This is a genomic window from Actinomycetospora sp. CA-053990 (assembly GCF_050948445.1).
Taxonomy (GTDB): Bacteria; Actinomycetota; Actinomycetes; order Mycobacteriales; family Pseudonocardiaceae; genus Actinomycetospora; species Actinomycetospora callitridis.
This window is the reverse complement of record NZ_CP192043.1, coordinates 4,567,312-4,586,911: the sequence shown is the minus strand read 5'-3', so window position 1 is coordinate 4,586,911 and position 19,600 is coordinate 4,567,312. Positions and strand designations below refer to the sequence as shown.

Sequence of the window (19,600 nt, the reverse complement as noted above, 5' to 3'; positions counted from 1 at the left end):
CGAGCGGCATTTCCGCGCCCCCGCGTGGTCGACCTAGCGTGGCCGACGACAGGGAGGAGGTGGCGTCGTGTCCGTTCGGGTCCTGGTCACCGACCACGCCTGGCCCCACCTCGACGTCGAGACGTCGGTGCTCGCCGCCGCCGACGCCGAGCTCGTGGTGGCCGAGACCGGCCACCTCGACGAGCTCACCGCGCTCGCCCGGGACGTCGACGCGATCCTGACCTGCTTCGCGAAGGTGCCCGCCGGGGTCCTCGACGCCGCACCTCGGTGCCGCACCGTCGCCCGGTACGGCGTCGGCCTGGACAACATCGACGTCGCCCGCGCCACCGAGCTCGGCATGATCGTCAGCAACGTCGTCGACTACTGCACCGACGAGGTCGCCGACCACACCCTGATGATGATCCTCGCCCTGGCCCGGCGGCTCCTGCCACTGAACCGTGACGTCGTCGCCGGTGGGTGGGGCGCGGGCGTGCCGGGCACATCCCGGCGGCTGCGCGGCCGCACCCTCGGGCTGGTCGGCGTCGGCGCGATCGGCCGGGCCGTCGCGACGCGTGCCGCCGCGATCGGGATGCGGGTGGTGGCGCTGCGCCGGTCCGGCACGGCGACACCGGGGATCGAGGTCGTCGACCGCCTCGAGGACCTGCTGGCGATGGCCGACGTCGTTTCCCTGCACCTCCCCCTCACCGCCGACACCGCCGGGCTCGTCGACGCGGCGGCGTTCCGGGCGATGCGCCCCGACGCCTGGTTGATCAACACCGCTCGCGGCGGGCTGGTCGACACCGCCGCCCTCCTCGACGCCCTCGAGCGCGGCGAGCTGGCCGGGGCGGCGCTGGACGTCACCGACCCCGAGCCCCTGCCGGCCGCCCACCCGCTGCGGACGCGGCCCGACGTCGTCCTCACCCCGCACTCCGCGTTCGCCTCCGACGGGTCGCTGGCCGAGCTGGCCCGGCGAGCTGCCGAGAACGTCGTCGAGGTCCTGGCCGGGCGCGTGCCCGCGAGCATCGTCAATCCCGAGGTGCTCCGCAGTCCCACCCTGCGGATGTCGCCGGCGGCGACCCGATGACCGCCGATCCGGCACCCGCCGACGCGAGGGCGATCACCGCGTTCCTGCGCCGGCGCCGCCTCGTCGCTCCCGACGTGGAGGTGCAGGTCGAGGCGCTCCCGGGCGGCGTCTCCAACGACGTGCTCGCCGTGAGCGCCCCGGGCGTCGACGCGGTGGTCAAACGCGCCCTCGGGCAGCTGCGCGTCGAGCAGCTCTGGCTCGCCGACCCCGGCCGCATCGACACCGAGGGACGCGCGCTGCAGCTCGCGGGCCGGCTCACGCCCGGCGCGGTGCCCCGGGTGCACGACCTGCACGACGGCTACCTCGTCATCGAGCGCGCGCCCCGGTCCTGGCACACGTGGAAGGAGGAGCTGCTCGCCGGCCGGGTCCGCGTCGAGATCGCCGAGCGTCTCGGCCGGCTCCTGGGCACCTGGCAGCGCGCCACCGCCCACGACGCCTGGACCCGTCTGCAGTTCGGCGACCGCACCGCCTTCACACAGCTGCGCGTCGACCCGTTCCACCGCACCATCGCCCGCCGACACCCCGAGCTCCGCGAGGAGATCGAGACGACCATCGAGGTCATGGACTCGGCCGACGTCTGCCTGGTGCACGGCGACTACACGCCTAAGAACGTCATGGTCGGACCGGGAGAGGAGGACCCCGGCCGGCTGTGGGTGATCGACTGGGAGGTCGCCCACGTCGGCGATCCGACCTTCGACCCGGCCTGGACCGTGGGCCACCTGCTGCTCAAGACGATGCATCGCCCGGCGGTCGGGCCCGAGTACGCGATAGCCGCCCGGCGGTTCCTCACGGCACTCCAGGCCGCCCTCGACGGCGCCGTCGTCCTCGACGCCGCGCAGCTGGTCCGGCAGACGGCCTGCCTGCTGCTCGCCCGCGTGGACGGCACCAGCCCCGCGGGCTACCTCGACGACCACGCCGCCGCGCGCACCCGCGAGCTGGGGCGTCGACTGCTCGTCGACGCCCCCGACACCGTCACCGACGCCTGGGAGGACCTGCCGTGATCGGCACCGCGATCGCCGAGCTGCACGCGTGGGAGGCGCTGGACTCCCGCGGCCGTCCCACGGTCGCCGCCGAGGTGGTGCTCGCCGGCGGCGCGCGGGGCCGAGCGACCGTGCCCTCCGGGGCGTCCACCGGTCGCCACGAGGCGCGCGAACTGCGCGACGGCGGAACTCGGTACGGCGGCTACGGGGTGCGGGCCGCGGTCGCGAACGTGACCGGCGAGCTCGCCGACGCCGTCCGCGGGCTCGACGCCACCGACCAGCTCGGCGTCGACCGCGGACTCCGAGAGGCCGACGGCACCGACGACCTGGGACGGCTCGGCGCGAACGCGGTCCTGGCCGTCTCGGTGGGCAGCGCCGTCGCGGTCGCGGCTGCGCAGGGCCTGGCGCTGCACGCCGCCGTCGCCGAACCCGGCGCACGCCCCCTGCTGCCCCTGCCGATGGTCAACATCATCTCCGGCGGCGCCCACGCCGGCCGGACCCTCGACGTCCAGGACTTCCTCGCCGTCCCGCTCGCCGCGGGCTCGTTCGCCGAGGCGATCGAGTGGTGCGCCCGGGTCCGCGCGGGCACGGCGGAGGTCCTCGCCGACCGCGGGCTGCCGGTGGCGCTGGTCGCCGACGAGGGCGGGCTCGGGCCGGTGCTGCCCGACAACCGCAGCGCCCTCGACGTCCTCGTCGCGGGCATCGAGCGTGCCGGTCTGCAGCCCGGTACCGAGGTCGGGATCGCCGTCGACGTCGCCGCCACCCAGTTCGCGACGGGCGAGGGGCAGTACACCCTCGCCGCCGAAGGTGGTCGCGTCCTCGACGCCGCCGGCCTCGTCGACGAGCTCGCGTCGTGGTGCGAGCGCTACCCCATCGTCTCGATCGAGGACGCGCTCGCCGAGGACGACTGGGTCGGCTGGACCCGCGCCACCCAGGTGCTCCGCGGCCGCCAACTGCTCGGTGACGACCTGTTCGTCTCCGACCCCGCCCGCCTCGAGCGCGGCATCGAGGAGGGCGTGGCCAACGCCGTCCTGGTGAAGCCCAACCAGATCGGCACCCTGACCGACGCCCGCGCCGTCGTGCGCCGCGCGCACGAGGCCGGCTACACCACCGTGCTGTCGGCGCGCTCGGGGGAGACCGAGGACGACTGGCTCGCCGACCTCGCCGTCGGGTGGCGCACCGGCCAGATCAAGGTCGGGTCCACCACCCGCTCCGAGCGCACCGCCAAGTGGAACCGGCTCCTGCAGCTCGAGTCCCAGCTCGGCGAGGGCGCCGACTACGCCGGCGCTGCGGCGCTCCCCGTCGGGCGCGAGGCGGTGCGGTGATGTGGTTCGCCCTCGGCACCTTCGACGCCGACGACACAGCGTTCCCGGGGCTGGTCGTCCAGGACGCCGTCATCGACCTGCGCCCGTCCTTCGGTGAGGGCGCCACCGTCGAGGGGATGTTGCAGGACTGGGACGCCACGCTCGCGGACCTGCACGACCTCGCCGACGAGGCCGGTGACCTGCCGTCCGTCGCCCTCGACGACCTCCGCGTCCTCGCCCCGCTGCGACCACGGCAGCTGCTGTGCGCCGGCGCGAACTACTTCCGCCACGTCCGCCAGATCGTCGCGAGCACCCTGCGGAACGGCGGGGACGAGCGGAGCGAGGACGACCTGCAGGCCGAGGCCGACCGGATCGCCCACGCCCGGGCCGCGTCCGGCACGCCGTTCCTCTTCCCCGGTCTGCCGAGCGCCGTCACCGGCCCGTACGACGACGTCGTCCTGCGGGGGCCGGGCGTCCAGCACGACTGGGAGCTCGAGCTCGGCGTGGTGATCGGCCGAACCGCCCACTGCATCGGGCCCGACGAGGCCATGGACGTCGTGGCGGGCTACGTCATCGGCAACGACATCTCCACTCGAGACGTCATGACGCGCCCCGACCTGCCGATGACCGACTTCATCATGAGCAAGAGCCGCCCGACGTTCTTCCCCACCGGCCCCTACCTGGTCCCGCGCGGGTGTGTCCCCGACCCGCGGGAGCTCCGGCTGACGCTGTCGGTCAACGGCGAGGTGATGCAGGACGACACCGTCGACGACATCATCTACGGGATCGAGCAGCTGATCAGCTACGCCTCCCACGCCGCGGTGCTGGGTCCTGGCGACCTCCTGCTCACCGGCTCGCCCGCGGGCAACGCCGGCCACCACGGCAACCGCTGGCTGGCGCCCGGCGACGTCATCGACGCCGAGATCACCGGCCTCGGGCGCCAGCGCAACCGCTGCGTCGCGCCACCGGGGGAGGCCGACACCGCGCCTCGCCCCTAGACGTCACCTTTCCTCCGACACGTCGGTCGTACAACGCCGGAATCCCGTGTCCGATCCCGACCTCGACCTCGCGTCGTGGCACGACGTGTGACGTAGTCGAAAGCCGAACAGATACGTTGTTTGCTCGTTCCCAGGCGTAGCGTTCTCGTATGAGCACCGGGACCGTCCGCTATGACTTCACCGACTCGGTCGTCCTCGTCACCGGGGGCGGCACCGGCATCGGGCTCGCGATCACGCGGGCCTTCCTCGCGGCCGGCGCGACCGTGGTCGTCGCGGGACGGCGCAAGGAGGCCCTGGACGAGGCGCTGCGGGACGCGCCGTCCGAGCGCGCGGTCGCGATCCCGACCGACCTCGCCGACAAGGGGCAGATCGGGGAGCTCGTGGACGAGGTGCTGCGCCGCTTCGGTCGCCTCGACGTCGTGGTCAGCAACGCGGCGGGCTACGCCCCCGGTGAGATCACCGACCTCGACGACGCGGACTGGGAGGCGATGCGCGCGACGAACGTCGACGGCTTCTTCCACCTCGCGAAGAAGACCTTGCCGGTGCTGGCGCGCAGCGGCGGCAACCTCGTCGCCGTCTCCAGCGTGTCGGGCCAGGCCGGCGACTGGGACCAGGCCGGCTACAACGCCACCAAGGCCGCGGTGTCGAACTTCGTGCGGTCGCTCGCCCTCGACTGGGGTCCCGCGGGCGTCCGCCTCAACGCCGTCGCGCCCGCCCTGACCCGTACCGGTGCGGTCGCCCCGGTGACCGAGGACCCCCATCTGCTCGCGCGCTTCGAGGACCGCGTGGCGCTCGGGCGGATCGGTGAGCCCGAGGACATCGCACCCGCGGTGCTCTTCCTCGCCAGCGACGCCGCCCGCTACGTCACGGGGACGGTGCTGGCGGTCGACGGCGGCACAGGGGCCTCGACGGGGCAGGCGCGCCCTCCGCACTGACGTCCCGTGGTGGCCCGGACCCCGACCCCCGGACGAGGACGGAGGACGTCATGGCGACGAGCCCGCAGGACTCCCTGCCGCTCCTGCCGCTGCACGAACGCGCCCGCTACCGCGCCGCGGCCGAGTACGCCCTGCGCCGCTACCCCGGCCCGGTCGGGGACCTCATCCACCGCGAGCTGTCGGCCTACGCCGAGTTCGGCCACCGCTTCGCCCGTGACGGGCTGATCCCGGACCTGGCCCGGAACGTGCTCACCCCGCCCGCTCACCCCGCCGACGACGCCCAGGGCGTCCCGCGAGTGGAGACCGACGCTGACCAGGACGAGGCCGCCGAGCGACCGGGTGCGGCGTGACCGTCGACCGCGGCGCGACCGTCGACGACGTGCCGTCGGTGCCCGGCGACCGGTCGCCGGCGCTGGTGCCCGCGGTGGCGGTGGTGCAGCGTCGCTGGACGCTGCTCGTGGTGGAGGCCCTGCTGCGGCGCGGGCCGCTGCGCTTCGTCGACCTGCGCACCGAGCTCCGGGGGATCAGCCCGAACGTGCTGTCCCACCGTCTGCGGGAGCTCGCCGCCGACGGCGTCGTGGCGCGCGGTCGGCTCCCCGCGCCGGCGGCCTCGTGGGTCTACGAGCTCACCGAGCGCGGCCACGGCCTCGCCCCGGTCCTGCGCGAGCTCGGGTCCTGGGCGCTCCTCGATCCCTCCGCCGGCTCAGGTCGCGAGGTGTAGGCGGACGAGCGCGCCGTCGAGCAGCGGCGACGCGAGGCCGTGGCGACGGGCGCGGGTGGCGAGGTCGTCGAGGACCTCGATCTCCACCGGACGCCCGGCCCACAGCTCGCGGGTCAACGACGGCGCGAAGCCCGAGGTGGTGTCGGTCAGGGTGCGCCGCAGGCCGTCGAGACCCGCTCCGAGCGGGCGTCCCTCGGTGGCGGCGATCGCGCCGATCTCCTCGACGACCGCGCCGGCGAGCTCCGGCCCGCCCGGCACCGACGCCACCCGCCCGACGACGTCGCCGGCCAGGGTCGTCAGCACCGTCGACGCGGCGATGAAGGCCCACTTGCCCCACATCGCGGCCTCGACGTCGTCGACCACGCTCACCGTCACGCCGTCGACCGCGAGCTCGCGCCGGACCGCGTCGAGGACGTCGTCCCCGGGTGCGGCCCCCGCGGCCGTCCGATCTCCAGGGCGGCCCCGGGAGCCTGCTCGATGATGGTGCCGTCGGGCAGCAGCGTCGCCGCGAGGCGGGCGGTGGCGCCGAGCACCGCGTCGGGGCCGAAGGCCCCGCTCAGGGCGCCGAGGTGCGAGACGCCGTTGAGCAGGGGCAGGACCTGGCTGCCCGGACCCATGGCAGGCGCGAGGTCCCCGACGGCCGACGCCAGTGCGGCGCCGCGCACCGCCACGACCACGAGGTCGCGAGCGGTGTGCAGCCGATCGGCGGTGAGGGCGGACACCTCGTGGGTCGTGGTGGTCCCGTCGCTGCCGCGCACCCGCAGGCCCTCGAGGGCGAGTCGCTCCGCGGTTCGTGGGCGGACCAGGAAGGTGACATCGCGGCCGGCGTCGAGCAGGCGGGCGCCGAGGTACCCGCCGGTCGCCCCGGCGCCGACCACGAGGGTCCTCACGCCCGTACCGATCCGCGCTCGTCGCCCCGGACGACCGGCACACCGACCAGCGAGCCGTACTCGGTCCAGTGCGCAGGCGCGAGCATCCGCCCGGCGTACTCCTCGGGCGAGCGGATGTCGACCAGCGATGCCGTCCCGATCGCGGCGATGACCTCGTCGCGGAAGGCGCGCACGACATGGTCGTGACGACGACGGTTCAGTCGGTTGCCGTACCATCAACCCATGTCCTGGGACGCGACGACGCGCTACGGCACCTCGGTGGCCGACGGCGGCCTGGCGCTCGTGCAGGACCTCCTCAACACGATCTCCGCGGGGCGCCCGCGCCGGCCCGACCTCCTGGCCGACCTCGAGTCGGCGCAGGCGTGGTCGCAGCACGCGCTCACCGACTGGGCAGGCACCACGGGGCGCCCGGCACCCCAGGTCGAGCTGGACGAGCGAGGGCTGGACGAGCTGCGGGCCCTGCGGACCGATCTCCGCGCCGTCGCCGGCGGTGGTCCGCAGCGCGGCACCGACGACCCGGCCGTCGGCCTGCGTTCGGCGGCGATCGGTCTCGCGCTCCGCGCCGACGGCACCGCCGTGCTGGAGCCTCGGGGCCAGGGGTGGCGGGTGCTGGTGGGCCTGGTCCTCATCGAGATCCTCGAGGCGCAGCGTGCCGATACCTGGCGCCGCCTCAAGATCTGCCGCAACGACCGCTGCGGCACGGCGTTCTACGACCGGTCCCGCAACAACAGCGGCGCATGGCACGACGTGCGGGTCTGCGGCAACGCCGTCAACCTCCGAGCTTCCCGAGCCCGTCGCCGGGCGGCGGCGGGCGCCGAGGGCCGCTGACCCGGTCGGCCACCAGCCGCGCGACGTTCTGCATGCCGAGGACGTTCGGGTGGTACGGGGCACCGCCGCGCAGCGAGTAGTGGAAGCGCCGCGTCCAGGGCTCCGCCGACCACGCGTGGTGGTCGCGGGAGAATCGCGCGCCGGCGACGCTTCGTCCCCGGACGGCAGGACCGTCAGGTACTCGACGAGGAGGACGCGAGCCTCCGGTGCGACCGATCGGATGTGGTCGACGACGGCGAGGAGATCGACCTCGAGGCGACGCAGCCGTACCTCGAGCTCGTCGCGGCCGAGGTGACGCTCGATCCGTCGTCGGACCGCGGGGATCCCGGACCAGGGGGGCGGTAGGGACGCAACCTCAGGTGGGCTGCGCCGTCGTGGTGGGACCTGGTGGCTCCTCAGCCGAGTGTGGTCGTTGGTGCCGGCCGGTGCGGGATGGCAGGGAGCAGGAGCAGGCCGCGACCGATCGCGGCCCACCTGCTCACGCGTCCCTGACCGGGGTGTCGATGTCGTCGTAGAGCCGAACGGCGGCCAACCGCCCGGCGACGTCGCGCTCGCACACCATCAGGCCCGCCTCGCGCGGCAGGTCGTGATCTCCCCAGCGAACACAGTTGTATTCGAGGGCACAGCGCGGGCCGTCGTCGGTCGTCGCGCAGTGCTCGAGCAGAACGCTGCCGCCGTGGCTGAAGCATCGGGCGAAGTACCGGCGTAGTTCGGCGGCGCCGCGATGGGTGTACGCGGGCGCGTCCGGCTCGCGGAGATACCCCGACGGCGCGAACGCGTCCACGGCCGCGTCGGCGTCGCCGGCCGTCAGGGCCGCGAGGTAGCTGCCGACCACGCCCGCCGGGCCGCCGTTCCCCGGCGCGAGTACCGGGGGACGCAGCTGATGCGCCCCGGTGATCGGCTGCTGGCTGCAGTAGGTGCGGAACTCGATCGAGCGGTCGTCGACGGCCTCGGCGACCACCGCGACCGGCCACGCGACCTCGAGTCCGTCCTGGGTGAGGTGCGCCAACAGCTCCAGGACCGCCCGGCCACCGGCCGTGGTGGTGGCGACGGTCTCGGTGCGGGCGTGCAGCCCGGCCAACCACTCGCCGTTCCTCCGGACGAACTGCTCGACCTCCCGGTGGCCGCGGACCGTCCCCCGCGGGTCGTGGATGACCACCTCGCCGGGCCAGGTGGTCTCGAGGTCGCTGGCGTCGCGTCGCTGCAGCGCGGTCACGTACGCGCCGGGCGCGTCGGCGCGGTGGTCCGCGCGGGTCTGCCGGCGGGCGAGCTCGCCGGCATTGAGGAAGTCGGGGAACCACGGCATCGGGTGGAGGTCCTCACGCTCGGGATGAGTCGTCCAGTAAGGCGCGGCGATCTCGACCCAAGGGCGCGGCGTCACCGGGCTGCGCCGGGCCGTCGAGGTGGACCTCGGCGGTCCACTCGCCGGCGGGCCGTGTGTGCAGGGCCCAGTAGGTCTCGGCGATGCGGTCGGGGTCGAGCGCCCCGCCGGGGGTGATCGCGCCGCCGATCGTGATGCCGGTGACGTGCACGCCGTCGGCCCGCAGCTCGTCGTGCAGCAGCAACACCGCCGCCCGCAGGCCGGCCTTGCCGAGCGAGAGCGTGGCGTACCGGGGCTCCGGAGCCACCGACGGGTGTCCGCCGGTGGCGAGGAAGGTTCCTCGGCCCGCGCGGCGCATGGCCGGAGTGAGCACCTGCGCGGCGGTGACGGCCCCGACGACGTCGACGGCGTGGGTGGTGAGCAGATGGTCGACGTCGCTCGTCAGGATGTCGTCCCGAGCGGTGACGGCGGCGTTGTAGACCACGACGCCAGGCGCTCGGGGCGCCAGGGCTTCGAGGGCAGTGCGGAACCCGTGGGGATCGGCGACGTCGGCCGCGACCGTGTCGACGTGCACTCGAGCAGCACGCAGCTCGCCGGCGAGGGCGGCCAGGTTCGGTTCACGGCGGGCGACGAGGGTCACCGCGAAGCCCTCCCGCCCGAAGCGGCGGGCGACGGCCAGGCCGAGCCCCGGCCCGGCGCCCAGCACGACCATGTGCCGGGGGTCAGCGACCGCGTCGGTCATCGGCGGCGGCGACGAGCGCGATCCCGGCCGCCCGGTGGCACCGGGGGAGTCGAACCGGCGGTGGTACCCATGCGTCCTCCTGGATGTCGTGCCGGGGCCGGGCCGCGCGGCGGCCCCATCGCGTCCGCTCGCGCATTCCCGCGCAGCCTTCGATTTGACCGAATCGTCGGGCGGCCCCCGGGTCGAGCCTCGGTCATACGACCACTAAGACGCCGGAGCCTCGAACCCAAGAAGTCGTATCGCGTTCGTTGCGCACAGCAACGAGGTCTACCGGCACCGCGACGCGGGGTGCCACACTCGGAGAGCCTCAACAAAGGGGGGCACCATGACAGTATCCGTCCGTCGACGCGCCCGTTCGGACCCATGACGAGGGCCGTGCGGCTCACCACGAGGCAAGAACGCGAATTGGTCATCGCCACCGAGGCCGGTGATCTCGAAGCGTGCCACCGACTTGTCGAGGCATTTCTCCCACCGATCGCGGCGCTCGCGCTCCGCTTTCCCCCCGGGATCGGAATCGAGCGCCAGGAGCTCATCCAGGAGGGGGTCGCGGGACTGCTGTTCGCCACCCGGCGGTACGACCCGGACCTCGGTACGCCGTTCTGGGCCTACGCCACCTTCTGGGTGCGCAAGGCCATGCAGGACCTCGTCGCGGAGCTGACGATGCCCTTGGCCCTGTCCGACCGGGCCGTCCGAGGGCTGGCGACGATCCGGAGGGCCCGGCGCGACCACCTCGGCCGGTACGGAACCGAGCCGACGACGGACCAGCTGGCCACGGCCACCGGGTTCGGCCGGGACCAGATCATGAGGTTGCTGACCGCGGCCCGCGCGCCGGCCAGCTTCGACGAGCCCATCGGGGACGACCGCGACGACGCCGTCGCCGACCACGTCCGGGACGGCGGTGCCGAGCAGGCCTTCGACCAGGTGCTCGACGCGATCGAGTTCCGCGAGGTGGCGGACCTGACCGCCGGGCTCGCCGAGCGCGAGCGGGCCGTGCTGCGGGCGCACTACGGGCTGGGCACCCCCGCACAGACCCTGCAGCAGATCGGCCAGGGTCTCGGCCTGACCGCGGAACGCGCCCGGCAGATCGAATCGAGCGCGCTGCACAAGCTGCGGGCCGCGCTGTCGCAGGCGGCTCCGCACGCACCGGTCGCGTGATCGGCATCGCGAACGGCGGGGCGCAGAGTAATGGGGCGTGACATCACGTGACGAACGGCGCCCGATGAAGTCTGATACCACCGAATTGCGGCACGATGCACTTGTGCACGACTCCGCGGAGGAGTAAGTCACAACGGCGGTCGAATTCTGCGAGAAGGGCTCCGGGACAGGCGAGGGGCCGGTCGGGAACTGGCGGGCGAAGACGAGGTCCTCGCGGCCGGCCCTGGCACCGGTGCTCGCAGAGCGCGGTCACAGGTCCAGGACGACGTCCGAGGTGGGCTGCGCGCAGCAGATCAGCACCCGTCCGTCGGTCGGCGGTTCGCGCGGGACGGGGACGTCGGGCGGCCTTCCCGACCACGCCGGGGGGCGCTCGCGGCTCTGGTCGCGTCCCTGCAGCTCCCGCTGCATGCGGACGTCCCGGTGTGGTCCGGGAGGGCGTGGTCGGTGAGCACGGCGCCGGGCCGGACGTCGGGTCGCATCGATGATCACTCCACGAGGTAGGTCTCGTAGGTGACGCCGCCCGCGCGCCGGCCGCCGACCGTGACGAAGACGCCCTTGTTCATCCAGGCGAGGTCCTCGGACCCGGTCTCGATCCGCGTGGCCGCCCGGAAGACGTACTCGTCCGGGTCGACGGCCTTCCCGTCGGCGAGGCGCGCGAGGACTGCGGGGCTGCCGTGCCGGATCGAGTGCGACCGGACGTCGAGGAGGGCGCCGTCGTCGGTCGCGAGGGTGTAGCTGATGTCGCCGAGCGCGGTGCCGTCGTCGAGCACGGTCTGGCGGTCGGCGCTCGAGCCGGGCACCAACGTCCCCGTCGCAGCGGGGCCGCTGAACCTCCCCGTCGTCAGGGCCACGATCCGCCGCCTCCCGGCGGGAAGGGGCCCGACGTCTCGCGGAGCGGCGAGGTCCGCGTCCAGCCGGAACACCGGCACGAGGCGCGGCTCCGGCAGATCGCCCCGCCGGCGCCGGGGGCCCGGCCGTTCGTCGCCGGGTGGCGCCGGGTCGTGGGGATGGCCCTCCAGCGGAGTGACCTCGACGTGCATCCACTCGTAGAGCGGTAGGGCCGCGAGCAGGGTGTCGAGCTCGATCCGGTCGTGGGCACGGTAGAGACCGAGGGTCCTCCTGGTCGTGGTTCCGGCCGTCCGGGTCCACAGCCGCACGAGGTGGCCGCCGGACACCAGGTCGGCCGTGGCGGCGGCCTCCGCGGCCGTTCGACGCTCGACGTCCGCACGCGCGGCCCCGGGCGGGATGTCGATCTCGAACTCGACCAGGTACTCCGCGAGGGGCGCCCCGGCGCGATCGCCTTCCGGCACGGCGTCAGATCCCGGATGCGGACAGGAGCTGCTGGCCACCGTCGACGTCGTAGATCGCCCCGGTGAGCGCGGTGTTCGTCATGAGATGGACGGCCAGGGCTGCGACGTCGCCCGCCTCGACCACGCGGTGGATGGGAAGGGAGGCACGCAGCTGGTCGCGCCGGTCGTCCAGGCCCTCGCCGAGCAGCCGCGCCGAGAGCGGGGTGTCGACGAAACCCGCCGCGACGAGGTTGACGCGCACCGGCGCCAGCTCGAGGGCGAGGTTGGCGGTGAGCGCGGACAGCGCCGCGGTCAGCGCGCCGGGCAGGGTGAGACCGAGGGCGGGCCGGCGCGCGGCGGTCCCGCTGACGAGCAGGAGGCTCCCGCCCGGCCTGACCGTCCCGAGGGCCGCGCGGGCGACGTGGATCGGGAGCCAGAGGTGCTCCTCGACCTCGCGTCGGGCGCGGTCGAGGTCCAGCTCGGCGAGCGGCCCGTAGTACGGGCTGCCGGCGGTGAGCAGGATGTGGTCGATCGGACCCGGAAGCTCCGCGAAGAACCCGTCGAGCTGCGCGGTGTCGGTGGCGTCGAACGCCGCGCTGGACCGGGCGCTCACCTCGGTGGCCGCGCGCTTCAGTCGGTCCGGGTCGCGGCCGGTGAGCACCACGTCCCCGCCCAGTCGCCGGACCTGGCGGGCCGTCTCGAGGCCGATCCCGGAGCTGCCTCCGAGCAGGACGACGGTCTGGCCGAGCAGCGCCTCGTCGGGGCGGGTGGGCGGCCGGGTCGCGGTGGTGCTCACGATGCCTCGCTCAGGATGGTGGTACGGAGGGTCTTCAGGGCGGCCACGTAGATCTCGGAGAACGTGGGGAAGGGCTGGACGGTGTCGCGCAGGACGTCCAGCGTCACCTGGGCGCGGATGGCGAGGGTGGCTTGCTGGAGCCACTCGCCGGCCTCCGGACCGACCGCGAAGGCCCCGGTCAGGCAGCGCCCGTCGCTGAGCAGCGTGAGGAACCCCGGGTCGTCGGCGTAGGCCCGGGTGTAGGTCGCCGTCTTGGCGACCCCGGAAAGGGTCGCCGTGGCGCGGAACGGGGCGTCCACCGCGCCGACGGACGCGGCCTGCGGGTCGGTGTAGACCGCGCGCGGCACGGCCCGATAGTCGGCGGAGCGCGGCTCGCCGAGGATGTTCGACGCGACGACCTCGCCCTGGTACTTGCCCATGTGCGTGAGCAGGTAGAGGCCGGTGCAGTCGCCGATCGCCCACAGCCCGTCGGCGACCCGGAGGCGGTCGTCGACCGGTATCCCGCGCCCGTCGGCCGTCACCCCGACGGTGTCGAGACCGAGATCGGTCACCCGGGGGCGTCGCCCGGTCCCGAGGAGCAGCTTCTCGCCGTGCAGTGCGCGACCGTCCGCGAGCGACAGGACGTAGTCCGCGCCGTCCCGTGCCACGCGCACGGCCCGTGCGCCCACGAGGACCTCGACGTCGTCGCGACGGAGGACCTGCGCAAGCGCCTCGCCCAAGGGCGCGGGCTCGCGGGAGAGCAGGTGGTCGCCGCCCTCGACCAGCGTCACCTCGCCACCGAGCCGCGCCACGGCCTGAGCCATCTCCACGCCGACCGGCCCTCCGCCGAGCACCAACAGCCGCTCCGGGACGGCCGTCATGGCGGTGACCTCCCGGTTGGTCCACACCCCTTCGAGCTCCGCCAGGCCCGGGATGGAGGGGACGACCGGCGACGAGCCCGTCGCGAGGACCACGTGCCCGGCCGTGTGCCGCACCCCGTCGACCTCGACCACGCCCGGCCCCGCCAGCCGTCCGGTGACGCGGAGCAGGTCGATCCCCTTCCCGGCCAGGTAGGTCTCCTGGCCGGTGTCGGTGTGATCGGAGACCATGTAGTCGCGCCAGGCCAGCGCGGTCGGCACGTCGATCCCGGCCGACGCGGCCGCCTCCCGGGCGCCGTGCACGGCCTCCCCGGGGCGCAGGAGGGTCTTGGAGGGGATGCAGGCCCAGTAGGAGCACTCGCCCCCGACCAGCTCCCGCTCGATCAGGGCGACGCGGAGGCCGCCGTCGGCGAGCTCCCCGGCGCAGTGCTCGCCCGGGGAGCCCGCGCCCAGGACGATCGCGTCGTAGTCGCTGCTCACGCGCGCGCCGCCTCGGTGGAGCGGCCGAAATGCACGCTGCTCATGGGTGGTCCTCCGGGGGCCCGGGTTGGGGGTGACCCGTCCAGTAAGGCGACGGGACCCGAAACCCAAGGACCGGGGAAGAACTGCACGCGGTGACGGTGCGCGCGGCGTCGAGTTCGGGCGGGCCGCCGACCTACCAGCCGCCGCGGACGGCCGATTCCCCGATCTCGGTGAGGTCAGGCGGTTCGGATGCGCGCGAGGGAGTTGCCGTCCTTGTTGGTGAACCACAGCCAGCCGTCGGCGGGGTCGGGGCTCTTGATGTCGAACGGGCCCTGCACCTGGGGTGGGGCTCCGTAGAAGGACCAGCGCTGTGGATCGAGGCCCGTGGGATCGAAGCGCACGATCGCGTTCTTCGCCGTGTCGACCGCCCAGACCGCCCCGTCACCGCCGAACCACACGCCGTCCGGTGTGCCGAGGCGGTCGTCGGTCCACCACGAGAACGCCTCCTCCTCGTCGAGTCGCCGCGGGTCGAAGGCGAGGAGCCCGGGGCGGTCCTGGGTGGTCAACCACAGCCTCTCCTCGGCGTCCATCGCCCATGCTCGCGGCGTTCCCCGGTCCGGCCACGGCCCGAGAGAGCGAATCGTCGTCGTGGGGTCCGAGGCCCGGGAGTCGAGCGTGCCGAGCGTCCCGGTGCCGGCGTTGACCCACCAGACACCGCCGTCGGGGTGCACGAACAGGGCCGAGGGTTCGGCGATGCTCGGCGCGGTGAACGTCTGCAGGGTGGCGAGCGGGTCGGGGGCGGTGGGGTCGAGCGCGCCCACCGACGCCGATCCGCGCAGGGTGAGCCACAGCCGCCCGTCCGGTCCGGCCTTCAGGGCGACCGGCTTGTCCAGCCGCGGGTCGGTGTAGGTGCGGATGGACGCCGCGATGTCGGGTGCCCGGGGGTCGAGCGCGCCGAGACGGTTCGAGCCGAGGCAGGTGAACCACAACCGGCCGTCTGCGCCCGGGAAGAGGTTGGCCGGCAGAGCGATCCCGCCCGCGGGGTCGGCGAAGGTCTCGATCCGTCGGGTCGCGCCCTCGACCCTCCCGATCCGCCCGTTCGCGATACTGGTGAACCAGACCGCGCCGAACGCGCCGATGACTCCTGTCGGCTGGTCGACGCCGCCTGCGCTGTCGGTCACCACCTCGATGTCGCCGCGCACCGTTCCTCCCGTCGCTCCGGCCGCGCCCCTCGCGCATCCGGCCAGCCCCCACGCGGCGAGGACCGACCCAGCGCCCACCAGGAAGCCTCGCCGCCCGACCCGTGTGACGCATCCGTCGATCATCTGCGCCTCCTGCGACGACCGTTCCACCGGACGGGGGGCCGGTCATCAGGGCGCACCCTGAGATCGAGATCTCGCCTAGCATCGGCGGGTGACCGCCACCCAGGCGCACGGATCCTCCCGCGTGGTCCTCGTGGACGACGCGCCGCTCTTCCGCGCCGGGGTGGCCGCGCTCCTGGCCGAACAGGACATCACCGTGGTCGCCCAGCTCGGGGACGCGTCGGCGCTGCGGGACGCGGTCGACCGGTACGCGGCGGACGTCGCCGTGCTCGACGTCCGGATGCCGCCCACCTTCACCACCGAGGGGCTGGAGGCCGGGCGGGAGCTGCGCAGGACGCGCTCAGGTGTCGGCGTCCTCGTGCTGTCGCAGTACGCCGAGACGCGCCACGCGATCTCGTTGCTCCGGGGGAGCGGTGCGGGTGTCGGCTACCTGCTCAAGGAGCGCGTCAGCGACGCCGAGCACCTCGCCGCCGCGATCCGTCGGGTGGGCGCGGGCGGCACGGTCGTCGACCCCGACCTGGTGCGCACGGCGCTCGGCGCGCCCCGGGCCATCGACGCGCTCGCCCGGCTCACGACGCGGGAGCACGATGTGCTCGAGCTGATGACCCAGGGCCTCAGCAACCCGGCCATCGCCCGCAAGCTGGCGCTGACGTCGAAGACGGTCGAGACGCACGTGCGTCACATCTTCACCAAGCTCGACCTCCCCGCGGACCCGGACCAGGAGCGCCGGGTCCTCGCGGTCCTGACCGGCCTGCGGGCGTCGTGACCGCCCGGTGGACGGGCGGTGCCCTGCGAACGCTGGTGGTCGTGGTGGGGCTGCTCGCCGCGGTCGAGCTGGTCGTGCTCCGGCCCCGTCCCACGTCGCTCGAGACGCAGGTGACGATCGCGGCCGGGCTCGCGATGTTCCTCGGCGGGGTGCTCGCCTGGGCGCCCGGCACATCGCGGTTCGGGAGTCGCTGCGGCCTGCTGTGCGTCGGCGCCGGCGTCACGTGGTTCCTCGACCAGTTCCTCGCTCTGGCGACGGCGCCCACCCTCGTCATGCTCTCGGCGGCGCTCGCCGGACTGTGGCTGACGTTCCTGGTCCACGCGACGATCACGTTCCCGGACGGCCGCACCGCGCCCGGGCTCGAGCGCGCGGTGATCGCGTACGGGTACGCCTCGGGACCCATGTGGAACCTGCTCGTGCTGGTCGCGCTCGCCCCGCCCGGTGCCGGGACCCGGGAGGAGCTGCTCGGCGCCGCCAACGCCGATCCGGTGGTGCACATCGTCGACGCCGCGATCGGGCTCGTGCTGGTGGCGGGCGTCCTGGCCGTCCTGGTGCGACGGATCGTGCGGGCGACCCCGGCCGCCCGCTGGGCGTTCGCCGGTGTGTGGCTGGCCGGCCTCGTGCTCGTCCTCGGTGGAGGCGCGATCGTCCTCGGCGACCTCACCGGCTCGCTGGACCCGGCCATCGGCTATGACGCCGTCATCAGCGTCCTGGCCGCCGTGGTCCCGGTCGCGCTGTGCGCCACGGTGCTGCGCAGCAGGCTCGACCGGGTCGCGGCGCTCGTCGTGGTGCTCCGGGAGGCCCGCACCGGGCAGCAGGTCCGGGACGCGGTGGCCGAGGCCCTGCAGGACCCGACGCTGGAGATCCGCTATCCACGGGTCGACGCCGAGGGGTGGGTCGACGACGGGGGCCGCCCGGCGCCCGAGCCCGGCCCCGACGCCGCACTGATCGATCGCGACGGCCGGACCGTGGGCGCCGTCGTGCACGACCCGGCCCTGCGCTACCGCCCCGAGCTGCTGGACGCCGTGACCGCCGCCGCTCGCCTCTCGCTGGAGAACGTGGCGCTGCGCGCCGACCTCCTGGCCCAGCTGGAGGAGGTCCGCGCCTCGCGAGCCCGGATCGTCGAGGCCGCCGACGCGGAGCGCCGGCGCGTCGAGCGCAACCTGCACGACGGCGCCCAGCAGCACCTCCTGCTGGCCTCCGCCACCCTGGGGCGCGTCCGCTCCCGCAACGCGGCCCCTGACCTCACGGCCCTCATCGACGATGCCTCCGATGCCGTGCGCACCGCGCACGCCGAGCTGCGCGAACTGGCCCGGGGGCTGCACCCGCCGTTGCTGGCCGGTGACGGCCTCGGCCCCGCCCTCGAGGCCCTCGCCGAGCGGCTCCCGCTGCCCGTGGCCGTCGAGGGAGCGGTGGGACAGCGGCTCCCACCGACCGTCGAGACCACGGCCTACTACGTCGTCGCCGAGGCGTTGACCAACAGCGTCAAGCACGCCGAGGCGTCGCGGGCGACCGTGCACTTGTGGGGGAGCGGCGCGCGGCTCGAGATCGAGGTCGCCGACGACGGCGCCGGGGGAGCTGCACCAGAGGGCCCCGGTCTGCGGGGCCTCGCGGACCGGCTCGCCGCCCTTGGAGGTCGCCTCGAGGTCCACAGCCCGCTCGGTGGCGGCACGACGGTCCGGGCGTGCCTGCCCGTGCGTCCTCCCCCGGGTCCTTGAAGATCTCAGGGCACGCCCTGACGACTGCCTCCCTGCCCGCTGCGATGGTCCTCGCGCACGGGACGAGCGCTCGAAACGAGGGAGACCATGCCCCTGCTGAGCAGCAACCCGCTCTGGGAGGAGTTCGGCGAACGCGCCCTGCTCTTCGCGCCCGTCGGCGGCGGGGACTTCGGGGAGTGTCAGGTGACGGTCGACCGGGTGGGCGACGACGGGACCGCGGAGGATTGGCACCGCGAGTGGCGGGCCACCGCCGAGCGGGTCCGGCGGATCGGCGAGGACTGCGCGGCCAAGGGCCACCGGCGCAGCGCCCACGAAGCGTTCCTGCGGGCGAGTACCTACCACCGCGTCTCGTACTTCCCGCTCTACGGCGCGCCGACCGATCCGCGGCTCGCCGAGGCGTTCGACGACGAGACCAGTGCCTTCACCGCCGCCGCGCCACTGGCGCCCTGGCCGATCGAGCCGCTCGAGATCGTCACCGACGCCGGCACGTTCCCGGGCTGGTTCGCGCGGCCTGACGACTCCGACACCCCGCGCCCGACCGTGCTCCAGACCAACGGTCTCGACTCGACCATCCACGAGATGTTCCTCAGCCATGGGCCGGCGGCACTGAGTCGCGGCTACAACTGGATCGGCTTCGACGGTCCCGGCCAGGGGCGCGTGCTCATCCGCGACGGACTACCGATGCGGCCCGACTGGGAGACCGTGGTGACTCCCGTCGTCGATCACGTGCAGACCCTGTCCGGCGTCGACCCCGACCGGATCGCCCTCGTGGGCTGGAGCTTCGGCGGGTTCCTCGCGCCGCGCGCGGCCGGCGTCGAACACCGGATCGCCGCGCTCGTGGCCGACCCCGGCCAGTGGGACATGCGGGAGGCGATCGTCGCCCGGCTCCCCCTCACCGACGCGCAGAAGGCGGCCTTCCCCGACATCGACCCGCACGCCCTCGACCCCATGGAGACGTGGCTGCGCGAGCAGGCCGACGCCTCGACGCGGTGGCGGATGCTCCAGCGCGGACCGTGGGTCGCCGGCACGGCCACGTTCTTCGACTACCTCGTCGACCAGCTGCGCTACGAGGTCTCGTCGGTCGCCGGCGACATCGCCTGCCCCACCCTGCTGACCCAGGGGCTGGACGATCGCATCGCCGACGGCGCGCCCCGCCTGCGCGACGCGCTGCGCGTGCCGGTCGAGCTGGTCCCGTTCACCGCCGACGAGGGCGCCGGCGACCACTGCGAGATGCGCGCCCGCTCGCTCTACCACCAGCGCGTGTTCGACTGGCTCGACGAGACCTTGGGCCACCGGTCGTGATGGCGGCGGTGCGACCCTGAGGAGTCGCCCGAAGATCGCTCAAGGAGGGGTTCCAGCGATCTTCGGAAGCGCGATCGTCACGAGTGAGCGTGCCCCGGAACGATCTGCTGTCACGTGGTGGTCGCTTCGTGTCGCCGGGCTTCGGTCATCA

General features: G+C 74.2%; 22 protein-coding genes and 1 pseudogene. 13 read left to right on the top strand and 10 right to left on the bottom strand.

What is annotated here, in order from left to right; genetic code table 11:
* The first annotated feature begins 67 nt into the window (after positions 1–67).
* From ACQPYN_RS23505 to ACQPYN_RS23475, 7 genes are all read left to right on the top strand, one after another.
* Positions 68–1,063: a C-terminal binding protein gene (locus ACQPYN_RS23505; protein ID WP_433028373.1), complete on the top strand. Its 996-nt coding sequence runs from the start codon at positions 68–70 to the stop codon at positions 1,061–1,063.
* On the top strand, positions 1,060–2,064 hold the full coding sequence (locus ACQPYN_RS23500; RefSeq protein WP_433028370.1) for a phosphotransferase family protein: 1,005 nt from the start codon (positions 1,060–1,062) through the stop codon (positions 2,062–2,064). The genes ACQPYN_RS23505 and ACQPYN_RS23500 overlap by 4 nt, the downstream gene beginning before the upstream one ends.
* Positions 2,061–3,368, top strand: a complete 1,308-nt coding sequence (gene eno / locus ACQPYN_RS23495) for a phosphopyruvate hydratase (protein WP_433028367.1) — start codon at positions 2,061–2,063, stop codon at positions 3,366–3,368. Before ACQPYN_RS23500 ends, eno begins: the two co-directional genes overlap by 4 nt.
* Positions 3,368–4,345, top strand: coding sequence for a fumarylacetoacetate hydrolase family protein (locus ACQPYN_RS23490; RefSeq protein WP_433039012.1), 978 nt, complete (start codon positions 3,368–3,370; stop codon positions 4,343–4,345). The genes eno and ACQPYN_RS23490 overlap by 1 nt, the downstream gene beginning before the upstream one ends.
* Before the next feature lie 149 nt (positions 4,346–4,494).
* Positions 4,495–5,280: an SDR family NAD(P)-dependent oxidoreductase gene (locus ACQPYN_RS23485; RefSeq protein WP_433028364.1), complete on the top strand. Its 786-nt coding sequence runs from the start codon at positions 4,495–4,497 to the stop codon at positions 5,278–5,280.
* Positions 5,281–5,330: 50 nt separating this feature from the next.
* The gene (locus ACQPYN_RS23480) at positions 5,331–5,630 is read left to right on the top strand and encodes a hypothetical protein (RefSeq protein WP_433028361.1); all 300 of its coding nucleotides are present in this window, start codon (positions 5,331–5,333) and stop codon (positions 5,628–5,630) included.
* On the top strand, positions 5,627–6,001 hold the full coding sequence (locus ACQPYN_RS23475) for a winged helix-turn-helix transcriptional regulator (protein WP_433028358.1): 375 nt from the start codon (positions 5,627–5,629) through the stop codon (positions 5,999–6,001). Before ACQPYN_RS23480 ends, ACQPYN_RS23475 begins: the two co-directional genes overlap by 4 nt.
* Here ACQPYN_RS23475 and ACQPYN_RS23470 read toward each other — a convergent pair.
* From ACQPYN_RS23470 to ACQPYN_RS23460, 3 genes and pseudogenes are all read right to left on the bottom strand, one after another.
* Positions 5,984–6,376 carry a ketopantoate reductase family protein gene (locus tag ACQPYN_RS23470; protein ID WP_433028355.1) on the bottom strand — a complete coding sequence of 131 codons (393 nt, stop codon included), beginning with the start codon at positions 6,374–6,376 and terminating at the stop codon, positions 5,984–5,986. The genes ACQPYN_RS23475 and ACQPYN_RS23470 overlap by 18 nt on opposite strands.
* Entirely contained in the window at positions 6,373–6,891 is a 519-nt protein-coding gene (locus ACQPYN_RS23465; protein ID WP_433028352.1) for a ketopantoate reductase family protein, read from the bottom strand. The genes ACQPYN_RS23470 and ACQPYN_RS23465 overlap by 4 nt, the downstream gene beginning before the upstream one ends.
* Positions 6,888–7,073 (bottom strand): annotated as a pseudogene (locus ACQPYN_RS23460) (hypothetical protein); the annotation flags it as partial. The gene ACQPYN_RS23465 and the pseudogene ACQPYN_RS23460, both read right to left, overlap by 4 nt.
* Positions 7,074–7,113: 40 nt before the next feature.
* Between ACQPYN_RS23460 and ACQPYN_RS23455 the strand changes: the two are divergent.
* Complete coding sequence (locus ACQPYN_RS23455) at positions 7,114–7,719, top strand: CGNR zinc finger domain-containing protein (protein WP_433028349.1); 606 nt, start codon at positions 7,114–7,116, stop codon at positions 7,717–7,719.
* Between the two features lie 222 nt (positions 7,720–7,941).
* Positions 7,942–8,064 carry a hypothetical protein gene (locus tag ACQPYN_RS23450; protein WP_433028346.1) on the top strand — a complete coding sequence of 41 codons (123 nt, stop codon included), beginning with the start codon at positions 7,942–7,944 and terminating at the stop codon, positions 8,062–8,064.
* Between the two features lie 133 nt (positions 8,065–8,197).
* On the opposite strand, the gene ACQPYN_RS23445 is transcribed toward ACQPYN_RS23450, so the two are convergent.
* Both ACQPYN_RS23445 and ACQPYN_RS23440 read right to left on the bottom strand, forming a co-directional pair.
* Positions 8,198–9,025, bottom strand: coding sequence for a nuclear transport factor 2 family protein (locus tag ACQPYN_RS23445; RefSeq protein WP_433028343.1), 828 nt, complete (start codon positions 9,023–9,025; stop codon positions 8,198–8,200).
* Positions 9,026–9,038: 13 nt separating this feature from the next.
* Positions 9,039–9,782, bottom strand: coding sequence for an SDR family NAD(P)-dependent oxidoreductase (locus ACQPYN_RS23440; RefSeq protein ID WP_433028340.1), 744 nt, complete (start codon positions 9,780–9,782; stop codon positions 9,039–9,041).
* Positions 9,783–10,145: 363 nt separating this feature from the next.
* On the opposite strand from ACQPYN_RS23440, the gene ACQPYN_RS23435 reads away from it, so the two are divergent.
* Positions 10,146–10,937 (top strand): sigma-70 family RNA polymerase sigma factor, encoded by a 792-nt coding sequence (locus ACQPYN_RS23435; RefSeq protein ID WP_433028337.1) that lies wholly within the window; start codon positions 10,146–10,148, stop codon positions 10,935–10,937.
* A 249-nt stretch (positions 10,938–11,186) separates the two neighbouring features.
* On the opposite strand, the gene ACQPYN_RS23430 is transcribed toward ACQPYN_RS23435, so the two are convergent.
* The 5 genes from ACQPYN_RS23430 to ACQPYN_RS23410 form a co-directional block, all read right to left on the bottom strand.
* Positions 11,187–11,345 carry a hypothetical protein gene (locus tag ACQPYN_RS23430; RefSeq protein WP_433028334.1) on the bottom strand — a complete coding sequence of 53 codons (159 nt, stop codon included), beginning with the start codon at positions 11,343–11,345 and terminating at the stop codon, positions 11,187–11,189.
* A 77-nt stretch (positions 11,346–11,422) separates the two neighbouring features.
* Positions 11,423–12,247: a muconolactone Delta-isomerase family protein gene (locus ACQPYN_RS23425; protein ID WP_433028331.1), complete on the bottom strand. Its 825-nt coding sequence runs from the start codon at positions 12,245–12,247 to the stop codon at positions 11,423–11,425.
* Positions 12,248–12,251: 4 nt separating this feature from the next.
* Positions 12,252–13,022: an SDR family oxidoreductase gene (locus tag ACQPYN_RS23420; RefSeq protein ID WP_433028328.1), complete on the bottom strand. Its 771-nt coding sequence runs from the start codon at positions 13,020–13,022 to the stop codon at positions 12,252–12,254.
* Positions 13,019–14,359, bottom strand: coding sequence for a dihydrolipoyl dehydrogenase family protein (locus ACQPYN_RS23415; protein ID WP_433028325.1), 1,341 nt, complete (start codon positions 14,357–14,359; stop codon positions 13,019–13,021). Before ACQPYN_RS23415 ends, ACQPYN_RS23420 begins: the two co-directional genes overlap by 4 nt.
* A 218-nt stretch (positions 14,360–14,577) precedes the next feature.
* A complete protein-coding gene (locus ACQPYN_RS23410; protein WP_433028322.1) occupies positions 14,578–15,543 on the bottom strand; it encodes a Vgb family protein in 966 nt (321 codons plus the stop codon).
* A gap of 211 nt (positions 15,544–15,754) precedes the next feature.
* Here ACQPYN_RS23410 and ACQPYN_RS23405 point away from each other — a divergent pair, with 211 nt between their 5' ends.
* From ACQPYN_RS23405 to ACQPYN_RS23395, 3 genes are all read left to right on the top strand, one after another.
* The gene (locus ACQPYN_RS23405; RefSeq protein WP_433028319.1) at positions 15,755–16,429 is read left to right on the top strand and encodes a response regulator; all 675 of its coding nucleotides are present in this window, start codon (positions 15,755–15,757) and stop codon (positions 16,427–16,429) included.
* Complete coding sequence (locus ACQPYN_RS23400) at positions 16,426–18,147, top strand: ATP-binding protein (RefSeq protein WP_433028316.1); 1,722 nt, start codon at positions 16,426–16,428, stop codon at positions 18,145–18,147. Before ACQPYN_RS23405 ends, ACQPYN_RS23400 begins: the two co-directional genes overlap by 4 nt.
* A gap of 87 nt (positions 18,148–18,234) precedes the next feature.
* A complete protein-coding gene (locus tag ACQPYN_RS23395) occupies positions 18,235–19,449 on the top strand; it encodes an alpha/beta hydrolase family protein (protein WP_433028313.1) in 1,215 nt (404 codons plus the stop codon).
* The last annotated feature ends 151 nt before the right edge of the window (positions 19,450–19,600 follow it).

Bases quoted from the DNA above. Each gene is read 5' to 3' on its own strand.
- ACQPYN_RS23500 (WP_433028370.1), top strand. From the start codon at position 1,060: ATGACCGCCGATCCGGCACCCGCCGACGCGAGGGCGATCACCGCGTTC.
- ACQPYN_RS23490 (WP_433039012.1), top strand. From the start codon at position 3,368: ATGTGGTTCGCCCTCGGCACCTTCGACGCCGACGACACAGCGTTCCCG.
- ACQPYN_RS23485 (WP_433028364.1), top strand. From the start codon at position 4,495: ATGAGCACCGGGACCGTCCGCTATGACTTCACCGACTCGGTCGTCCTC.
- ACQPYN_RS23480 (WP_433028361.1), top strand. From the start codon at position 5,331: ATGGCGACGAGCCCGCAGGACTCCCTGCCGCTCCTGCCGCTGCACGAA.
- ACQPYN_RS23455 (WP_433028349.1), top strand. From the start codon at position 7,114: ATGTCCTGGGACGCGACGACGCGCTACGGCACCTCGGTGGCCGACGGC.
- ACQPYN_RS23445 (WP_433028343.1), bottom strand. From the start codon at position 9,025: ATGCCGTGGTTCCCCGACTTCCTCAATGCCGGCGAGCTCGCCCGCCGG.
- ACQPYN_RS23440 (WP_433028340.1), bottom strand. From the start codon at position 9,782: ATGACCGACGCGGTCGCTGACCCCCGGCACATGGTCGTGCTGGGCGCC.
- ACQPYN_RS23435 (WP_433028337.1), top strand. From the start codon at position 10,146: ATGACGAGGGCCGTGCGGCTCACCACGAGGCAAGAACGCGAATTGGTC.
- ACQPYN_RS23430 (WP_433028334.1), bottom strand. From the start codon at position 11,345: ATGCAGCGGGAGCTGCAGGGACGCGACCAGAGCCGCGAGCGCCCCCCG.
- ACQPYN_RS23395 (WP_433028313.1), top strand. From the start codon at position 18,235: ATGCCCCTGCTGAGCAGCAACCCGCTCTGGGAGGAGTTCGGCGAACGC.